Here is a 19,201-nt window from a genome sequence, read left to right on the forward strand (position 1 = left end):
TGGCATTTCCTCAGCTAGACTGTTACGTCCGGGATGGGACCGGTGGCGGACTGGCAACTTTCGGATGGATTGCTAAGGTGACCGTGGGACGACCGGCGGCGCCGACTGCTGAAGCCTCCAAGCGAGCAGAGCTTCCACGGTATCATCCCCTGCGCCAGCAGCCCCATAGACGTCGACCGCTTCCGAGAAGGCTATGAGAAGGAACCGTGCTAGCTGTTCCGCAGTCGCGATGTTGACCTCGACACTACCCTTACCGTCTGGAAGTTCAGTATGTAGCGTCGGCCAAGTGCCGTGCAGCACGCGGCTGCGCGACGTGACGATTGATGCCGCCAACTGGTCCGCTGTGATGCCACCGATGTCGTCGTCCCTCTTCTTTCCGAAGAACGCCTCCAGGCCCTGAAGCAACCGCTTCTTGCTGCCGCTCGAGTTCTCGGAGCGGAAGAGCACCTCGATGGTCGTCTCGAACTTGGCGATGGCTACGGTGTCTAGCGGCTCCGCTACCGCCTCATGATACCAGTAGGCGGCATTGCACCACGTCTCGTCGAGTGCGGGTCGGACGCCACTTCCGTCGACGTAGCTTTGCAGGCGGCTGCCCATCGATTCCACTGCGGGAGCACACTGCCTCAGTGCTATCTCCAGCGCACCTGGACCGAATGCGCGACCGGGCTCGTCATTCTGAGTATCCGGCGACACGGTGCCGTCGGTGGTTGAGAGCCGTGCCCACCAGACTGGCGCCGCCCGCGACGTGGCGCGCGATGCGCGCTTGAACATCCCCGGCGGAGTGAGGAGTTGGACGATCGCGAGCGCCACGTCGACGGCGATGTCCGCGGTCAGGTTGGACTGGGTTTTCTCCCGCCCAGGGATGGAGACCTCAGCGATGGTCCCCGCGTTCCGCATCCCCGCGATCCTGAGGAGGTCGCCGATGTGGATTTCCGCAAGGCTGGACATCGCACCCTCGCCGACCGGCCAGACGTCCTCTCTCTTGAGGCCCAAGTCTTCGACGGGGATCTCGTTGAAGGGATAGAAGCGCACGGGTCCGATTGAGAATGCCTCGGTCGGCCACGCGTTCACGGTGCATGGAATGTAGTGAGTCCGAACGAGATCCTGCGAGGCGAACCACGCACTGATCTTTTCATCGAACTCGGCGATCTCGCGGTCGGTGAGTGGGCCAGCGGGTCGTTCCGCCCATATGGCGATGGCGAGTTGGGCGAGCGCCTTCGCTAGCGACTGTCGGCTGACAGACCGGGCTCCGTATTCGCTTCGAGGCCGCAGGTCACCGGCGAGCTGCGAGAGTGCAAGCATTCCGGCCCGCGTGAATCCGGATGCGGCTTCCAGGCGGAGATTGATCGACGTCTCGACCAATCCCTCTCCGTGGAGGAAGTCGTGCAGGTCACGATCGTCCATCGGCCGCTTAGATGGCAGCTTCAGGTTCTTGAACTCCAGGTGGGCCTTGCGGAGAAAAGCGATTTCGGACGGCGTCATGGTAATAATCTGTAGTCGGTCGCTGCGCAGTGGCCAAGCACTCTTACGAACAGACTGCCGACGGTCTTCGGGAAACTCATCGGACTACCTCTCCTGGCCGTCCGCACCGGCTGGTGGACTGAGCACAATGACGCTACGGGGGCGCGGGTTGGCGACATCCAAGCCGATGACCTGGACTCACGACCGCTTTTAGTATCGACGGTCAAAGTGAACGACAGGGATTGAGTTGCAAAGCCGAACGCCCACTATCAAAGCGCCGACCAAGGCCCACTCTGGCGCCAGCTGAACGTCGATCTGGCTGGCCACTCCTTTCGAACCACCGGCAGGAAAATGTAGTTCCGTTCATCCAAGCTGATTTGGGGGCTTGACCGGTCGGGTGCGGCGTTGACGAACATCCGGCGCCGGTGCTTTGCGCAAGGCGTCTGTCTCCGATGCGTGGCGTCGTCCGTCGAGCCATGCTCCGACCTCGGCCAGATCCCACACAACGCAGCGCGGCGTCAGGAAGAAGCGCTTGGGAAACTCGCCGCGCTGTTCCATCTCGTAGATCGTCGTGTCCGCGAGCGGCACGATCTTGCGAAGCTCCGGGCGACGGATCACGCGCTTGGACAGGGCAGCGGGCGGCTGAAACCGCTTGGAGCTGCTCTCGGCGGGATCGCTGGTGGATGGCTGCGCAGTGTCTGAGGCCAAGGTCCGATCTTCTCGAGAAATCGTCTGTTCGCGTTTCATGTCGATCGCCTTCGATCGCAGTGGAATGACTGCGACCAAGGTGATGCATGTTGCCCGTGCGTTGAAGACATCAGGCGTCGACGTGCGGGAAACGGCGGCCATCGCGCGGGAATCGGAAGGCAATCGCGACCGACGCTACGCCCCTTGCTCCCCAAAGCCCGTTGCGTCCTTTCCTGAGTGCACTGTGCCTGTGGCCTTCGATATTTCCCTCTCGACGAGTTCCGGTAACGCTGGCCGCCGCCGCGGCGCGGTCAAGCCCGGCCCGCACCGGACCGTGTAGGGCCTGACCGCGCCGCTCGATTGCGCCGGCCGAACGCCTCCTCGCCCTCGATCGGAGGGTGACATCGAAGGGAGGCCGACATGGCCGCAGCGCTCGTCACCGACGAACTCTATGCCCGGCTTCTCGCCAATGGCGCTCGCAGCGCCGCCGGCGAGGACATCGATCCGCGCCCCGTCGTCAAACTTTTCACACCCGACGCCGGCGCCACCTGGCTTCTCACCGAAGCCGATCCCGAAGACCCTGACCGTCTGTTCGGCCTCTGCGATCTCGGCGTTGGCGAACCCGAGCTCGGTTACGTCAGCCTCGCCGAAATCCGATCGGTGCGCGGACGGCTTCGACTTTCGGTCGAGCGTGACCTCCACTTCAAGGCCGAGCATCCGTTGAGCTGGTACGCCCGGCGCGCCCGCCAATCCGGCAGGATAGTCACCGACTGACGATCGCAATTGCGCCCCGCCTTCGGGCGGGGCGCTTCGGCGTCCCATGCACCTGTCGTCCAGAAATGCGGAGATCAGGATAGACGGCTTTCAGGCTTGGCGGTTTTGCACATCCTGATCCGGTCATCATGCCTGGCACCCGCTTTCGCTCACGCCGGGCCGGTTGCTTGGGGGCGCTGCCCCCTGGCGCGGCGCAAGGGATCGCTGACGCTCGGCCGGGACGGTCTCCCCGACCTTCCGCGCGGATGCGTGTTCCACACTCACACCAATGGTTTCGATCCGCTTGTGCAGGCCGGGTGATCCCCCTCCGTTCCGGCCGCCCTTGCACCTTGCACCCCCCGGTCTCGGCGACGGCCAGGGTTGTGAGCCGCAGCGCTGCGCTCCAACCCAAGCCAAAGGATCAAGACCATGACCGACACCATCGAAACGAGTGCCACGATTTCCGAAGCCTCCGCCGTCGAGAACGGCGCGGTGCTGTTCGTGCCGTTGAACAAGCTGAAGAAGTCGCCCCGCAACGCCCGCAAGACCCCGCACAGCGAAGCCCATATCGAGGCGCTGGCGGCCAGCATCGCCGCCAAGGGAATGCTGCAAAATCTGGTGGTGGAGCCGGAAACGAACGCGGAGGGCGAACCGACCGGCTTCTATTTCGTCACCATCGGCGAAGGCCGCAGGCTGGCGCAGTTGCTGCGCGTAAAGCGCAAGCAGATCAAGAAGTCCGAGCCAATTCGCTGCGTTCTGGATACCGAGAACGACGCGACGGAAATCAGCCTCGACGAGAACGTCACCCGCGAGGCGATGCACCCCGCCGACCAGTTCGAGCGCTTCCGCGAGCTGGCTGAAGATCGCGGATGGGGCGCGGAGGAAATCGCCGCCCGGTTCGGCGTGACCGCCCATGTCGTCAGACAGCGGCTTCGCCTCGGTGCGGTCAGTCCCAAGCTGATGCAGGTTTATCAGGAGGGCGGCTTGTCGCTGGATCAGTTGATGGCCTTCGCCATTACCGAAGACCATGACCGGCAGGAGCAGGTCTACGAGAGCCTGTCTTGGAACCGCGAGCCTTCGATCATCCGGCGCGACCTGACCAGGATGAATGTCGCGGCGACCGACCGACGCGCGATCTTCGTCGGCTCGGACGCTTATGCCGAAGCGGGCGGCACCATCATCCGCGACCTCTTCACCGAGGATCGGGGCGGCTATTTCGAAGACGCCACGCTGCTGGACAGGCTGGTCATCGACAAGCTGGAAGGCATCGCGGCGCGAGTACAGGCAGCCGAAGGATGGAAGTGGGCTTCCGTTCATATCGACTTCCCCCACGCGCACGGGATGCGACGGACCTATCCGCATCCGGTCGACCTGTCGGAGGAAGACGCTGCGGCCTATGGCGCGGCGCAGGAGGAGTACGACCGCCTGTCGTCGGAGTACGAAGGTTACGAGGAACTGCCCGACGAGGTGGATCGGCGGTTCGGTGAGCTTGAAGCGGAGATCGAACGGATCGACGCCAAGCGCCACGCCTATGACACCGACGAGATCGCGCGCGGTGGCGTGTTCGTCATCCTGAACCACGACGGCACGGCCCGTATCGAACGCGGCTTCATCTGGGCCGAAGACGAGGCCCCGAAATCGTCGGACGTGGAGGGGGCGGCCATCGCGGAAGATGGCGAAATCGTCGGGGATGAGGGAAGCTGTGAGGATGCCCAACCACAGCCGGACGATGAGGACGCCGGGGATGCGGGTAAGCCGCTGTCGGACCTTCTCATCCGCGACCTGACCGCCCATCGCACCCTGGGTCTACGTCTCGCCCTCGGCGAGCAGCCGGACATGGCGCTCGTCGCCGTGGTCCATGCACTGGCGGCGCAGACCTTCTATCGCGGCGGGGAAGCGTCGTGCCTCGAAATCCGGTTGACCAGCGCCTATCTCGCCTCCCACGCCGACGGGATCGAGGATACGCCTGTCGCAAAGGCGCTGGCGGATCGTCATACCGGATGGGCGTCGGATATGCTGCGCGATGTGGCGGACCTTTGGGATTTCGTCACCGGTCTGGACCATGCAAGCCTGATGGCCTTGCTTGCCCATTGCGCCGCGCCGACCGTCAATGCCGTTCGCGTGCCATGGGAGCAGAGGCCGGACGCCCGCGCGACAGCGGAAAAGCTGGCAAGCGTGGTGACGCTGGACATGACGGCGCACTGGACCCCGACCGTTCAGAGCTATCTCGGTCGCGTGACCAAGGCGCATATCCTCGCCGTCGTGCAGGAAGGTGTCGGTGATGAAGCCGCCGAGCGGATCGCGGGTTTGAAGAAGGCAGAGATGGCGCAGGCTGCCGAACAGCTTCTGGCTGGAACCGGCTGGTTGCCGCCCGTACTGCGCACTGCAAGGCCCGCGTCGCTGGACGCGGAGCCGGAAACGTTTGTCCAAGCCGCTGAGTGAGGACGAGCCGGGACCATGCGAACGGTCCCGGCCACCTCCCCGTCCAACACGAAATTCCGGTCGCGCGGCGTTCTCCGCGCGACCGGTTGACCTCGACTGTCCGCTGACGGCAACCGTCATTACGGTTATGGAGATCTTCGGTGCGCGCGACCAGACATAGGCGGAGGCCTCGGTGCTTTCGTCAACCTCGGGAAAGGTCTTTCCCCGCCATGTCCGAGACAGCCGTTCACCAAGCCCAGCCGCAACGATATCCTCGCGGAGATCCTGCTTCAGGCCGTCGGCGGCGTCGCGCATCCCCGACGTGATGGCGCGCTCGATATCCTTCTCGGTTTCAGCAAGGGCCTTGCCGAGATCGGGACGCTGGATGGTGAAGCGCATAGGTTCGATCTCAGAACTATCATTCCTGATCTAAGAATACCTAAAAGCGATCTTGGGAACTTGACAGCAATGTGCACGAATGTCATATCCGATCCCTGGAGCAGATTTTTGCTCTGCGGATCGGAGGTGCGAATGGCCGCAGTATCAACGGATCGTCTGAAGGAAGTTGTGCAACTCCTTTGGGAGGGCGTCTATGAGGCGTCGTTTCGGGGCAAATCCCGTGGGCGGTTTGCAATCACGCGCGAGCAATTGCGAGTTGCTCTGAAAGTGGAGCGGCTCCACACATCGACAGTTCGAGCGCTGCAAGACCGAGCGCTGCGCAAAGGACTAGTGATCATTGATCTCGACGACCTTTTTGCATGTGTCGAGACTAATGTCGTTCGTGGATACAGGCGTCCCCCTGCCGATCTGTTCACGCGTCTTTGCGATCAATATGTGAAGGCTACCGAAGATGAGGCCGATACGAGCGATGAGGAAATAGAGGAGGACGACGACGATGCATAGAGCCAAGAAGTATGTGGCCGAGTTCAATCGTCCGCGAGGAGACAGTATCGCAGCCTGCGCAGGAAATCTCACGCAACGAGGCCTGAGTGTTACGCGTCTACCTCATCTGACAACGATTCTGATCGAACGACCAAGTGATCTCGCCTGGTCAGATTTTAAGGCCGCCGTTCGATCTTCGCTTCAGCCAAGGCGTGGGTCAGTCGTCGTCGCGAGTTGCAGCACAGGAAGAGTTTTCGTGTGCAGCAATCGTGGAAATCGCCCCGGCAGATTTCAGCTTGTCGCTCAGCCCTAAACCTTTACGGCCTCGCAGGCCGACACGAGCTCGAGCGCATCGCCCATCGGTTCGCCGATGATCTTGAACGTCTCGGCGCCGATCAGGATCAGATCGCCCTCGGTGATCGTTGCCGCCTGCGAGCGCCGGATATCGATACCGACGGCCGGCAACACGTGCGGCTTTCACCGAATTCCGACATTCGGTCGGGCGACTTGCCGATGATACGGACGGCGACGCCAGCGCCAACGCCGCCCGCCTTCCACAGCGCGTCCTCGCCGATATTGGGATCGGCGAAGAGCGCATCGATGGCCGAAGCAAAGAGCGTCCATCACGGATCATTCGCCCGGAACGAGGCATTGAGCCGAGCGCGGCCGGTGGATTGCCCGCGCCGCCTGCGACCGCCGCAGCCGCGACGCCGATCAGAAGGTTGGCGGTCGTAACCGTCGTGCAGCGCTTGTTGGTATCGTCCCAGTAGACGAGCGCGCCGACCGTCCAGGCCTGCGAGCTGATCTTGGTGAGTTCGAACACGCCCGTGGCGACGCCGAAGAGCTGGCCGACTTTCTCGCCCGGGCCGGAAGTGAGGGCATGTCGGCAGTTGGTGAGAGAAGTCACGTTGCTCGGCGGACAATCGTCTCCGGCCTGCCAATGTCGGCGCTGCGAAGGAGACTAGATCCGGAAGCACCCGTGTCCCCCGTGGACGATGGCCGAGCCTTGCCATTGAGGATCAGGGGTAAGGTTGACGCGACCGGGGGTTCGCCAGCGTTTCATGTCTGTTGCGGAGGTCGACCGCCACCAGTGTCGTGTTCTCAGGATTTTTCTGCCGAGCCGAGCCCACGGCGTCCTCGAATGGATTGGGTCTGACCGAAGACCGGCTGTGCTTCGATCGTCTTCCCGCAACGTCCGTCGCCAGCTTTTTTCCGCCGCCTTCGGCTTTGCATCGCGAGGCAAAAAAGCCGTCGCCAGCCGCCTTCCACTGCGTTTCAGCCCTCCGGGTGCGGGGCCGATCGTCCCCGGTCGCACGACCACCATCGAGGTCGCGATAGGCGCGGCCCGAAGAACGGAGACACGACAATGGCGACCATCGGCACCTTCACCAAGACCGCGAACGGCGACATCACCGGCACGGTCAAGACCCTGACCCTCAACGTCAAGGCCAAGTTCGTCCCCACCGAGGGCGACAGCGAGCGCGGCCCGGACTATCGGATCTTCGCCGGCACCACCGAGTTCGGCGCGGCCTGGAAGAAGACCGCCCGCGAGACCGGTCGCGACTATCTCTCGGTCAAGCTGGTCGATCCGAGCTTCCCGGCTCCGATCTACGCCAGCTTGGTCGAGGACGAGGGTGGCGAAGCCCATAACCTCATCTGGTCCCGCCGCAACGGCGACTGAGGCCGAACACCTCCGAAGCCCCGCTCTCTCTCGGGGCTTCGGTCCACTGCGTTTGCTTGAAACGCGTTGGGATTGTTGCATCGAGGTGAAGGTTCTCGCCCACATCAGGCGATGATCGGCGGATTGCGTCGAGCGAAGCCCTCCTGAATCCGATACGGAAAATGCGGGTAAGGCGGCATCACTGTGCTCGCCGCGTCGAGCCGGGCGATCTAGTCCGGCGTCAGCGTCCAGCCGACGGCGCCGAGGTTCTGGCGCAGCTGGGCTTCATTGCGCGCGCCGATGATGACGGAGGAGACTGTCGGACGCTGGATCAACCAGTTGAGCGCGATCTGCGGCACGACCTTGCCAGTCTCCTCGGCGAGTGCGTCGAGCACGTCGATGACGCGGTAGAGCCGTTCCTCGTCGACCGGGGGGGCCGAACTGGGCCGTCTCGTGCGGCCGGCTTCCTTCCGGCAGGGCCACGCCGCGCCGAATCTTGCCGGTCAGGCGTCCCCAGCCGAGCGGGCTCCAGACGAGCGCGCCGACGCCCTGGTCGGCGCCGAGCGGCATCAGATCCCATTCGTAGTCGCGGCCGATGAGCGAATAATAGACCTGATGGGCGACATAGCGCGGCCAGCCCTGCGCATCGGCAGCTGCGAGCGACTTCATGATCTGCCAGCCGGCGAAATTCGAGACGCCGATATAGCGGACCCGGATCACTGGCCTTGTCGGCGGGCCTCTCCGTGGCGCTGGTCTGGCAATCGCTGAGCGGCTCGGTCGTGCCGTGGGTGGTGCAGGTCGACAAGCTCGGGGCAGCGCAGGCCATCGCTCCGGCAACCGCCGACTATCGTCCGACCGATCCGCAGATCGCCTTCCATCTCGCGCGCTTCATCGAAGAGGTCCGCTCGATCCCGGCCGACGCCATCATCGTCCGCCAGCACTGGCTCCGGGCCTACGACTTCACCACGCAGGCCGGCGCATTGGCGCTCAACGACTACGCCCGCGCCAACGACCCCTTCACCAAGGTCGGCAAGACGCAGATCGCCGTCGATGTCTCGAGCGTCATCCGCGCGTCGCCCGACAGTTTCCGCGTCGCCTGGGTTCAGCGGACCTATCAGGACGGCTCGCTCGCCTCCACCGAGCGCTGGACCGCCATCCTGACCGTCGTCGTGCAGGTGCCGCGCGACGCCGAAAAGCTCCGGGCCAACCCGCTCGGAATCTATGTCACCGCCATCAACTGGTCGAAGGAGCTTGGATGATGACCATCACCGGCCACGCATCAACATCAAATCGTTACACCCTGTGGAGCGGTGAAGGTCTCGTCTACAACGTTGCCCGTGTTCCGGGTTTCGGCAGGTTCGAAGAGAATAACCTCTGCTTCCTCATCGGCCGCTGTTCGATGCTCCACACCACGCGGAACAACGACGTATTCCCCCGGTCCCATATCAACGATCCGATCCCGAAACTCGACTCGAAATCGGCCCTTCCACACGATGAACATCTCCTCACAGTTCTCGTGAAGATGCCAAGGGAATACCCCCTGAACTTTCACGACCTTGACCTCCTGGCCGTTCAGGGTCGAGATGACTTTCGGTCGCCAATGTTCGGAAAAAGCAGCAAATTTCGCACCGAACTCTCCTTGCTGAAACATATTTCGGCTCCTTCGCATTTGTGGCGTGATCTGCGGACAGCTATAGCATCTCGCGTTAGTGCGATACTCGCTGTTCTTGCCTTGGCCGGCTGCGCCACAGCGCAGAAGCCGCCCGAAATCTCCTATGACGATGCGATGCCTGCGGTTCAGACCGCGGATCCGCCGGCGCCGGTTCGGGTGGTGGAATTGCCGAAGCCGCTTCCGCTGCCCGGTCAGTTGAAACCCGTTGGCAAGGACAGCAAGCCGACGCCCGAACTGCCGGACCCGGCCGCGCGGGTGAACGAGGCCAGTGCCGCCGCGCGGATGCAACCGGTCCGGAACGGCTTCATCAACGCCATCCAGGTCTATCCTTTCGTCGATGGCGCGCTCTATCAAGTCTACACCGCGCCCGGGCAGATCACCGATATCGCCTTGCAGTTCGGCGAAACGCTGGTCGGCTCGGGTCCCGTTGCCGCCGGCGACACGGTGCGCTGGATCATCGGCGACACCGAAAGCGGCGCGGGCGCAACGAAGCAGGTTCATATCCTCGTAAAGCCGACGCGGCCCGAGCTGATGACCAACCTCGTCATCAACACCAATGCGCGCACCTACCATATGGAACTGCGCTCGACCGAGAAGACCTACATGGCCTCGGTGTCCTGGCAGTATCCACAGGACCAGCTCATCGCGCTGCGCCGCCAGAACGCCGAGGCGCAGGCCGTCCAGCCGGTGGCGACCGGCATCGATCTCTCTCGCGTCAACTTTCGCTACGAGGTGACCGGCGATCGCGCGCCGTGGCGGCCGCTCCGCGCCTTCGACGACGGCAAGCAGGTGTTCATCGAGTTCCCGCGCGGTATCGGTCAGGGCGAGATGCCACCGCTCTTTGTCGTCGGCCCGGAGGGCGATACCTCGGAACTGGTGAATTATCGCGTCCGCGACAACTACATGATCGTCGACCGGTTGTTCGCCGCCGCCGAATTGCGCTTCGGCGCCGACAAGAACCAGAAGCGCGTCCGCATCTCTCGCACCGACGGGAGGCCGGCATCGTGAGCGAGATCGACCCCGATCGTCAGAAGCCGGACGCGGACGACGAGGCCCGGCCGCTGACCGGAGAGCCGGTCGCGCCGATGCGGCTGCGGCCCGAACCGCCGCGCGTGACGCGCCTGTCGCGAAAGGTGCTGATCGCCCTCGGCTTGCTTGCCGGCACCGGTATCGGCGGCACGTTGATCTACGCGCTTCAAACCCAGCGCGGCGGCAAGACGAACGAGGAGCTGTATTCGACCGACAACCGGACGACGCCCGACGGCCTTGCCGCCTTGCCGAAGGACTATACCGGCATCCCGAAGCTCGGTCCGCCGCTGCCAGGCGACCTCGGCCGCCCCATCCTCAGCGCCCAAAATGCCGGCCAACCGGTGCCGACACCGGGAATCGCGACGCCCAATCCAGGGATCAGCCAGGAAGAGCAGCGCCGCATCCAAGAGCTGGAGGCTGCACGGACGGCACGTCTCTTTGCTTCGACCGAGACACGACCGGCCAACACCGCTGTCCCGCAGCCGCAAGCGACGGTCTCGCCGCAGACGGACCTTGCCAGCCTCGGGCTGGCACCCCAGCCAGCGACGCCTTCCGCGCAGGACCGTCAGCTCGCATTTCTGAACCAAGCGCCCGACAAACGCACGGTCTCGCCAGATCGTATCGCCGCTCCCGCGTCGGCCAATGTGCTTCAGGCCGGGGCGGTGATCGCGGCGGCACTCATCACCGGCATCCGCTCCGATCTACCCGGTCAGATCACCGCGCAGGTGACGGAGAACGTCTATGACAGCCCGACCGGGCGCATTCTGCTTGTGCCGCAGGGCACGCGGATCATCGGCCAGTACGACAACGGCGTCGGCTTCGGTCAGCGCCGCGTGCTGCTGGTCTGGAACCGGCTGATCTTCCCCAATGGCCGCTCAATCGTGTTGGAGCGCCAGCCAGATGCAGACGCCGAGGGCTATGCCGGGCTCGAAGATGGCGTCGACTACCATTGGGGCGAGTTGTTCAAGGCCGCGGCACTGTCGACACTGCTCAGCGTCGGCGCCGAGGCGGGATCATCCGGTCAGGAGAGCGACATCATCCGCGCGTTGCGCAACGGTGCATCCGACAGCATCAACCAGACCGGCCAGCAGATCGTGCAGCGCCAGCTCAACATCGCCCCGACGCTGACCATCCGGCTAGGCTTCCCCGTTCGCGTGATCGTCACCCGCGATCTCGTGCTTGAGCCCTATGGAGGCTGTCATGCCAAAGCTGAAACTCGGCCCGATCGCCGACGACAAGCCGGTGAAGATCACGCTGGAACTACCCGCCAGCCTGCATCGCGACCTGACCGCCTATGCGGAAATCCTCGCCCGCGACGCAGGTCAAGCCGCCACCGATCCCATTCGTCTGATCGTGCCCATGCTGGAGCGGTTCATCGCGACGGACCGGGGATTTGCGAGGGCGCGGAGGGGGGCACGGGGCACTCCGATGACGTGATGCGATCAAGGTATCGCGATGGGCGGGCATGCCGCGTGCGTGCAAGAATGCAGCGAGCTGTTCCCGTTGGGGGCGGGGCTTTCCCGATACAGTTCCTTGGAGCTCTTGAGCTTTCATCCGAGGAAAAGTATCGTAGGTTGTGGTGGTGCCAAAGCGGTCCGGTTGCCGGAAGACTGTGTGATCCCAAGCAACAAGGACGTGTACGACTTAGCAGTAGAGGACATAAACGAGAGGGCCGAGGGGTGAACCAAGCCAGTGTCGAAGAAGTGGGGGCGCGGTCGGAACTGGGATCAGACTGACCAAATAGAACGCATTAGCGAAAGCCGACGCCGCCAAGCTGAAAGGGTCCAAGCTCTTCTGGCAACGCGTCAGTCTGCTCAGGCATCTGCTCGGCTCTCAAGGCGAGGAATTTCGAGCGCGACCACGGTCCGCTTTGCATTGACGAGTGCCCCAGCCGATTGGGTGCCTTCAGATCGTGGGCGGCCAATTATCGACGCGATACTCGATTCGATTGAAGATGGGGCCGACCGCGCAATCATGGCCTGGCCAGCGAGACCTGGCGGTGGCTTTTCTGCGGCTGCGGTTGCCCTAAGAGAGGCACGAACAAGTGGTCGGTTGGCGTACGCCACCGTTGCCTTTTGGCCGTGGCGAAGCGGGGCGACCTGGGCTGCCCGCTCGATCCTTGTTCATCCAGGAGATGTTGCGCAGGCTGCGGCGCGGGCTGCTGATGAAATGCGCAAAGGTGCGGCATGGGCACAACCAGATCTTGCGCACGATTCTCTGTGCCTTCTGGAAATGCGGCTGCGTGATCTGACTACAATGGGTGTACCGTTGAACGGGCAAGCCGTTGCGACACGCTCGAACGTTATTGTGCGCAGTCCGACGTTGCTGGAATCAACTTCTGTATTTGCGCCAGCCGGAGGACTCCGCGGTCCAGCCTATGTCGCCGACGGGGAGCAGGTGCTCCGACGTGTCCGCGATTACACACACATTGGCGACAAGAATGCGGGCTTAGAAGGACATATCGCTGCAGTTGGCGATCCGACCAAGACACCATTCGCCATCTTCGGCCTACCAGCCGCGACGAAGCTGGAGCCGCTCCTCCGTTGTCTCAAGTTTTCTCGCTTCGTCGCGAAATCACTGGATGCCTTGATCGTTGACGTGACTCGGACCGGCCGATCCGAGCTTCCGGACGACTGGGAGGGGAGATTCATAGCCGTCCTGCAGGCCCTCGAACACGTTCCTGGCCGGCGGCCTCCAGTCGTGGTTCTATCGGACGACGCATTTGCGCTGCGCAAGGCAGTTCGTGCCCTTCGAACAGTCAATGCAGGGCTGCGACCCTTGCGTCGAGCACCGCTCGAGGTCGGAGCCTATTTGCAAGAGCCGGGCCTTTTCGGCCTCGCGAGTGTCTTCCCGGTCGATGTTGCTCCCATCGCATTTGAGGCGGATATCAAGGATGCCGCCTTGGCAACCGTACGCAATGACCTACTGGCTCTCGGTCGAAATTTTCGTAATGCTGGCCAAGCAGTCGCCGCAGACGCGGTTTCGCGGGCGCTTGCGTTCGTGCGGAGGTCCGCCTCCTTGCCAGTCGGCGTCAGAGAAGCCCGCGAGATTGCCGATATTATTCACGATGGTGACGATGAAGTCGACCTGTCGGTGCGGGCCTTGTTTCGGCCAAACATGGCGCTCGGTCCGCTTGCCGCCGCTGCTGATTTAGTGCCCGAGTTCGGTGATGAAGCCAGACGACTTATCCGCGAAATCAAGACGCGCGTGACCGCGTGGGATGAGGAAACGCCGATTTCGGCGAAGCTCGCGAGCATTCTTAAGGATAATGCCTGGAATAGCATAACGACGACACTGATCATTCCTGACCGCCGTACGGCGGACATCTACTTGAGTTCAGATCGCGCGTTGGGCGTTCGCTGTCAAATTTTGGATGTGCGTGGTCTGACGGAGCGGCTCACATCCGCGTTGCCCACCCGCATCGTTGTCGTCGGGACGACACCCGATGTCATTCGTGCTTTGCTGCCCGCGCCAGTCGCTCCGCAACGGGTTTTGCTCCTGGGCGATGCCGCTGGAATAGCGTTGCTTTTGGCCGAGATCGCACCGATCGGTCGGATTCCGGGGTTTGCAGCGATAGCCGAGCGCGCTTGTGCGATGTCGGCGGCGCTGCAGCACGGTGGTGCGAATGAGAGGTTGGATCTTGCCGAGGCCGAGTTTCGCGTTGCTGCCGCCATACCTGAGGGCGAGATCGATTTCACGCGCTCTGGCGAAGCCTACAAAGGCGAGATACTGCATTTCACAACGACCCGCGGACATCGTCTTGCGTATCGCCCAACAAGCAACGTCCTTGAGTATTCCCCGGGTGAAACAAGACCTTTCGAACGCACGCATGCGCGGGACATCAAACAAGGTGACCGCATTCTTGTGCTCGACGCATCGGTTCGCGAGCCTATTCGCCGCGCGATCGCAGGATCGAGGGAGAACCTAAAGCAACTCGGACTTTACCACAGCAGGATCGCGGCCATTAGGGCGGTTGTAGTCGGTACATCGGATCAAGAAAAAGCACGTCACGTGCTTGCTGCTATGAACACCTTTGACCCGGCCATCGGGTCTCACGAGCTTCAGAACGTCGTGCGCTGGCTGACAGCCGACAAGGCTTCGGGCGAAGCCGATGGTAGCAGACAGCCCCGCGCAGCGCGCGATTGGCCACGTTTTCGCACGTTCATGCAAGCTGTCGGCGTCGATACCCATTCTGCCGATATGTATTGGCGAGCGGCGATTGTTCCGGCGCGATCTTATAGGGTGCACGAAGGGTATCTCTTCAATCAGCGCGTTGTTCAATTCATTCTCGATCCCGAGGGGGCCTCCGTGGGAGCTGCAGCGTGGAAGGCGATGCCGGGCTTGTGGCAGCTCGTGCTCGATGCGCTGGATGAGGTTGCGGAGATAAGTGTGACTACTGGCGGAGGGGAGAACGTCCATGGCTGAACCGCGCGCGCTCGACGGGATGCGATGGGATGACCGCCAGCAATTGAAAGAAGCGGTTTGCGATGCCGTGCTGGAGCGAACGAGGCGTGTTGTTTCTGGCGAGGGCGTACATGGAGCCGCCATTCTTGGCGAAAAGCCGTCTCGTGTTCTGTCCAGCGGGTTCATTCTTCCGCGGCTGAATGAAGACGGAGATGACGAGTCAAGCGACATCAAGATTCCGGCACACGGGATGGATTTGCGCGTGCGGCCCTGCGGTGGAGTATTGCGCGTTCTGCCAAATTTGGCCGTGTATGTTCGAGCGCTTCCGACTGCTGCGGAGCTGTTCGCGCGCGAGGGGAGGTTGATTCCGCGAGCGGATTTCAACGATGCCGCACGCCGGGATGCCAAGGATCAGATCAATCGGCGAGCGGCCGCAGAGATTCCCCGCGGGACACCCTCAGGAGAGCGCGCTGTGCGCCGCGCCGCAATCTCGCGCGAGATATACATCGCCATGGGCGTCGGGGTGCCGCCCGCCGCCCGTCTCCCGGGCGGAGACGAACGCGATGATGCGGCGATCGAAGAGGGAATGCCGCCGTCTCAGGTGCTTGGTGGGCGGCTTCGCATACCCGACCGGCTGTCGCGGCGATACGACATTCCTCAGAAATGGATCCGTCTGCGCGTGGACGCGCCGGCACTCACGTTTCCGCTGCCATGTGATCCTGATGAGTGGCAGCGGCTGGCTGCTGGATACAAGACGCAGCTGCTGACTTCGATCCGCGCGGCGTATTTGGATTGGATCGCCTCTCCGGTGGGCCAAAGTGAAGCATGGCGAAAGCTTCACCCTCCCTCGGAGGCATTCTGGGATCCTGAGTCTTGGGACCGATTTCTCGCAACTGCTCGTGCGGCGACGCCGAGTACGTCCGATCTAGTCCCGAATTTTGATGTCCAAATTCTTGTTCAACCGCTACGCGACCCACTGGAACAGGGGAGTTTTTCGGTTCGCATCGCGCTCGAGAATTTGCGTGAGGGCGACTCAGCGATGGAGTGCGGCCTCTTCAATGCCAGTCTGACGGTCGAGCTGCCGAATGACGCGCTCGGCCCGATGCGCTTGGAGCGCGTGAGGCGCAGCTATCATTTGGCCGGCTTCATGACGATGCCAGCCATCGGCGTGAACGGCGGTGTATCTGATCTCGGAATGCACGAGGGCGCCCGGTCACTGAGAACGACATGGATGCCGCGCTATGTGCTGCCGCGCGCACAGGCTACCGAGGTCGCGGCCGTTCCCACGTCTTATGGACAGTTGGGGCTAGAGACGACTGAGTTGAGCGATCTCGCAGCATTGCCGCAGGCGCTGCGAGATTGGATCGACCTGGTCGCACGCGAGACACAGCTTTCCGTTGCTGGCGAAGAGGGTAGCGCCGAGGACGAAGCGGCGCAGCAGACGAGATTCCAGGACGATCTGCAATCATGGCGAAACGAAGCGGCCAGAATAAGCGCGGGTGTGGCTCTATTGGCGGAGGCTCAGGAAGCATGGCGCCATGACCGAAACGCCGCCGCGGGTGTTCCTTATCGCGCTTGGTTGCTTCTTAACAGGACATTCGCAGCCGCATCGCCGCCGCGCGAGGGCGAGCCGCCACCCGGCTGGAGACTCTTTCAGCTCGCATTTGTCTTGGCACATGTTCCAACTTTCGCGTCGCGACTGCCCGAGTACGTGGGCCACTTCAATGCTGTGTTCGACGAAGATGCGGCGAGCCTGCTCTACATGGCGACAGGCGGCGGCAAGACTGAGGCGTTCTTCGGCACGCTGGTCTTTGCGTTGTTTCTCGACAGGCTGAGAGGGAAGCACCGCGGTGTCACAGCTATGATGCACTACCCGCTGCGGCTGCTGACGGTGCAACAAGCGCAGAGGCTCGCACGTCTCCTGGCTCGGGCGGAGATGGTGCGCCGAGCCGAGCACATAGACGGAAGTGCTTTCGAGATCGGCTTTTGGGTGGGAGGCACCAACACGCCCAACTCAACGGAGAAGCGTCCTGGCGAAATCGCCGACGCGCTCCGTTGTGTGCCTGTGTCGACCGACGCGCGCGCGAGAGACGAAGACGCGTTGATGGCGAGCCAGGAGCGGATCGACCGCGAGTATGTCGCGGCCAAGACCGCTTGGAACAAGCTCCCGGTTTGTCCCTTCTGCGGGTCAGACCGAGGAACGGGCCTGCGCCTCTTTCCGGAAAGGCATCACCAGCTCGGAATCGTCTGTCTGCACGGTTCTTGCGATTGGAACCGGAGTCATCGAACCGGCGGTTTCGAACCTCTGCCGTTCTTGATTGCCGACACCGACATTTATCGGCGCGCGCCCGCTGTGCTGTTGGGCACAATCGACAAGCTGGCGCTTCTTGGCCAGAGCACCACGACAGTCGATCGGATCGCGGGAATGTTTGGGCTTGCGCGGTGGATCGAGAACGCCGGCGGCGGCTTGCTGCATATGCCCAGCGGGACGGCCACCAGCGCTGCCCCACCACCCGGCCATCAGCGTGTGGCCCCAGCATATCCTGATGGAGTAGAGGTTTTCTTCGACCCGTTCCCGAGCTTAATTGTCCAGGACGAGATGCATCTCCTGGAAGAGAGTCTGGGAACCTTTGGCGGTATTTTCGAAACCGGCTTATTTGCCTGGCTTTCGCGATTGTCGCAGCTACTCGGCCAGCGGGTGTGTCGGGTTCCCGGTGCTCCTGATCGCCCACGGCTGCCGCACGTTATTGGTGCGACTGCGACCGCGGCGGATGCCGCCAAACATACCCGTGCGCTCTATCAAAGGCGGGTCATACAATTTCCGCATCCCGGACCAAGTCTTCACGGTGGCTTCTACACCCGAATGGCAAGTTTCCAGCCGGGCGGCGCTGCGGCGACAGAACGTCAAGCGGCGCTTGGCACACCTCGCGGCAGGGAGGTGGCTGCTCCGTGGGGTCGAGTGTATGCGAGCTTGATGACCAACGGGCGTCTACACACGGTTACGACATTGTCGGTGCTCGCTGCGCACGCAGCTACCATCACGCGATGGGAACGGGACTTGGCGTCTTCTGACGCGGCGCGCCAGGCGCGGGCTGCTACAGAAATCGAAGAATGCGTGTCGGATGCGAGATGGTTTGATACGCGCCGCGCCGCCGTGCGGACGGCAGCGAGGGAGGGAAGGTTCGACAGGCTGGCGGCCTTGGTCGATCTACACCGGATTGAGCTCACATATGTGACGAACAAGAAGGGTGGCGACCAGATCCTCTCAGCGTTGGAGACGGAAGTACGCGAAGCGCATGCGGCCATGGGACCGGAATATACGTTGTCCTCGTTCGCAATGGAGCTGATCTCGGGTGGCGTCGATATTGGCGGCATCCAGTCGGTAATCCGTGCGGCAGAGCGGCCTTTCGATCCCATGCATGATGACATCGGCACCGCTTTGCGAGGCATCGTCGCGACCTCTGCGATCTCGCACGGTGTGGACGTCGAGGCCTTCAATGCAATGGCGTTTGCCGGAATGCCGTCCGATATCGCCGAGTATATCCAAGCCTCCTCGCGAGTCGGGCGTACGCACGTGGGATTTTCATTGCTCATCCCGACGCCGCAGACGCGGAGGGATAGATTTGTGGTCGAAGTCCACGAGTCATTTCATCGCCTGCTGGAGCGAATGATTGCGCCACCAGCGGTGGAGCGATGGGCGGATCGCGCCATCGACCGAACGATACCATCGCTTGTGCAGATGTGGCTCGCGGGGGTGCGGCATCAGGAACGTTTTCTTACCGCGGGGCCGGAGCACAAAGCGCAGGTCACTCTGCCAACGACCGTCGAGCAGGTCGAACGACTTCTCCGAGACGCGAGGGCTTTCGACGATTGTGTCGCATTTGTCGTTGAGGCGGTAGGCATCGGCGCAACCACCGGAGCACCGACCAATCCGATCTATTACAGCGACCTTGTGCGGGCTGCGGCGACACGGATTCAAGCGGTCATTGCCAGCGGCGACTTCACAGGGCGGCTCAACGATTTTTGGAGCAATCCGCTGAGCGGACTGCAGCGACCGATGACGAGCCTACGAGATGTCGACGCCGCAGGCCGCATCCGCGCGTCGCAACGGACGCAACGCAACCAGCCGCTTTCTTGGGAGGAGGTCGGCGAGGCCATGGCGATGGTGCGCAACCGCGGTGTCTCACGCGGTCGCCGAACTGCGTCGAGCGAATTGGACGGAGAAGCCTGAC

Annotated in this window: 13 protein-coding genes and 5 pseudogenes; 10 read left to right on the forward strand and 8 right to left on the reverse strand. The window is 62.7% G+C overall.

The window, feature by feature from the left end; all coding sequences use genetic code 11:
* Positions 1–72: 72 nt before the first annotated feature.
* Positions 73–1,482 (reverse strand): hypothetical protein, encoded by a 1,410-nt coding sequence (locus tag ABB55_RS00175; RefSeq protein ID WP_054357004.1) that lies wholly within the window; start codon positions 1,480–1,482, stop codon positions 73–75.
* Positions 1,483–1,824: 342 nt separating this feature from the next.
* Positions 1,825–2,310: a helix-turn-helix transcriptional regulator gene (locus ABB55_RS31365; protein ID WP_476742255.1), complete on the reverse strand. Its 486-nt coding sequence runs from the start codon at positions 2,308–2,310 to the stop codon at positions 1,825–1,827.
* Positions 2,311–2,568: 258 nt separating this feature from the next.
* On the opposite strand from ABB55_RS31365, the gene ABB55_RS00180 reads away from it, so the two are divergent.
* Together ABB55_RS00180 and ABB55_RS00185 are read left to right on the forward strand one after the other, a co-directional pair.
* Positions 2,569–2,922 (forward strand): DUF2958 domain-containing protein, encoded by a 354-nt coding sequence (locus ABB55_RS00180; RefSeq protein WP_054357005.1) that lies wholly within the window; start codon positions 2,569–2,571, stop codon positions 2,920–2,922.
* A gap of 408 nt (positions 2,923–3,330) precedes the next feature.
* Complete coding sequence (locus ABB55_RS00185; RefSeq protein ID WP_054357006.1) at positions 3,331–5,343, forward strand: ParB/RepB/Spo0J family partition protein; 2,013 nt, start codon at positions 3,331–3,333, stop codon at positions 5,341–5,343.
* Positions 5,344–5,529: 186 nt separating this feature from the next.
* Here ABB55_RS00185 and ABB55_RS30735 read toward each other — a convergent pair.
* Positions 5,530–5,721 (reverse strand): annotated as a pseudogene (locus tag ABB55_RS30735) (DUF6441 family protein); the annotation flags it as partial.
* 132 nt (positions 5,722–5,853) lie between these two features.
* On the opposite strand from ABB55_RS30735, the gene ABB55_RS29425 reads away from it, so the two are divergent.
* Positions 5,854–6,225 (forward strand): hypothetical protein, encoded by a 372-nt coding sequence (locus tag ABB55_RS29425; RefSeq protein WP_152981852.1) that lies wholly within the window; start codon positions 5,854–5,856, stop codon positions 6,223–6,225.
* Positions 6,226–6,513: 288 nt separating this feature from the next.
* On the opposite strand, the gene ABB55_RS30740 is transcribed toward ABB55_RS29425, so the two are convergent.
* From ABB55_RS30740 to ABB55_RS31200, 3 genes and pseudogenes are all read right to left on the reverse strand, one after another.
* Entirely contained in the window at positions 6,514–6,672 is a 159-nt protein-coding gene (locus ABB55_RS30740; protein ID WP_244471930.1) for a head-tail joining protein, read from the reverse strand.
* Complete coding sequence (locus tag ABB55_RS31250; protein ID WP_420848242.1) at positions 6,606–6,806, reverse strand: head-tail joining protein; 201 nt, start codon at positions 6,804–6,806, stop codon at positions 6,606–6,608. The genes ABB55_RS30740 and ABB55_RS31250 overlap by 67 nt, the downstream gene beginning before the upstream one ends.
* A 137-nt stretch (positions 6,807–6,943) precedes the next feature.
* A pseudogene (locus ABB55_RS31200) lies at positions 6,944–7,111 on the reverse strand (capsid cement protein); the annotation flags it as partial.
* 459 nt (positions 7,112–7,570) lie between these two features.
* On the opposite strand from ABB55_RS31200, the gene ABB55_RS00195 reads away from it, so the two are divergent.
* Positions 7,571–7,885 (forward strand): DUF736 domain-containing protein, encoded by a 315-nt coding sequence (locus ABB55_RS00195; RefSeq protein WP_054357008.1) that lies wholly within the window; start codon positions 7,571–7,573, stop codon positions 7,883–7,885.
* A 104-nt stretch (positions 7,886–7,989) separates the two neighbouring features.
* On the opposite strand, the pseudogene ABB55_RS28570 reads toward ABB55_RS00195, so the two are convergent.
* Positions 7,990–8,578: pseudogene (locus tag ABB55_RS28570) on the reverse strand (aldo/keto reductase); the annotation flags it as partial.
* Here ABB55_RS28570 and trbF point away from each other — a divergent pair.
* Positions 8,578–9,123: pseudogene (gene trbF, locus ABB55_RS00205) on the forward strand (conjugal transfer protein TrbF); the annotation flags it as partial. The pseudogenes ABB55_RS28570 and trbF overlap by 1 nt on opposite strands.
* 26 nt (positions 9,124–9,149) lie before the next feature.
* Here trbF and ABB55_RS31205 read toward each other — a convergent pair.
* Positions 9,150–9,533 (reverse strand): cupin domain-containing protein, encoded by a 384-nt coding sequence (locus ABB55_RS31205; RefSeq protein WP_338053639.1) that lies wholly within the window; start codon positions 9,531–9,533, stop codon positions 9,150–9,152.
* On the opposite strand from ABB55_RS31205, the gene trbG reads away from it, so the two are divergent.
* The 5 genes and pseudogenes from trbG (at position 9,534) to ABB55_RS00225 (ending at position 19,200) form a co-directional block, all read left to right on the forward strand.
* Positions 9,534–10,544, forward strand: coding sequence for a P-type conjugative transfer protein TrbG (gene trbG, locus ABB55_RS00210; protein WP_420848243.1), 1,011 nt, complete (start codon positions 9,534–9,536; stop codon positions 10,542–10,544).
* Positions 10,541–11,761: pseudogene (locus ABB55_RS28580) on the forward strand (TraB/TrbI/VirB10 family type IV secretion system protein); the annotation flags it as partial. The gene trbG and the pseudogene ABB55_RS28580, both read left to right, overlap by 4 nt.
* A gap of 4 nt (positions 11,762–11,765) precedes the next feature.
* Positions 11,766–12,002: a DUF2274 domain-containing protein gene (locus ABB55_RS00215; protein ID WP_054361744.1), complete on the forward strand. Its 237-nt coding sequence runs from the start codon at positions 11,766–11,768 to the stop codon at positions 12,000–12,002.
* 615 nt (positions 12,003–12,617) lie between these two features.
* Positions 12,618–14,990 carry a hypothetical protein gene (locus tag ABB55_RS00220; protein WP_244471931.1) on the forward strand — a complete coding sequence of 791 codons (2,373 nt, stop codon included), beginning with the start codon at positions 12,618–12,620 and terminating at the stop codon, positions 14,988–14,990.
* The gene (locus ABB55_RS00225; protein WP_054357011.1) at positions 14,983–19,200 is read left to right on the forward strand and encodes a DEAD/DEAH box helicase family protein; all 4,218 of its coding nucleotides are present in this window, start codon (positions 14,983–14,985) and stop codon (positions 19,198–19,200) included. Before ABB55_RS00220 ends, ABB55_RS00225 begins: the two co-directional genes overlap by 8 nt.
* The last annotated feature ends 1 nt before the right edge of the window (position 19,201 follow it).

Source organism: Prosthecodimorpha hirschii (genome assembly GCF_001305515.1).
Lineage (GTDB): Bacteria > Pseudomonadota > Alphaproteobacteria > Rhizobiales > Ancalomicrobiaceae > Prosthecodimorpha > Prosthecodimorpha hirschii.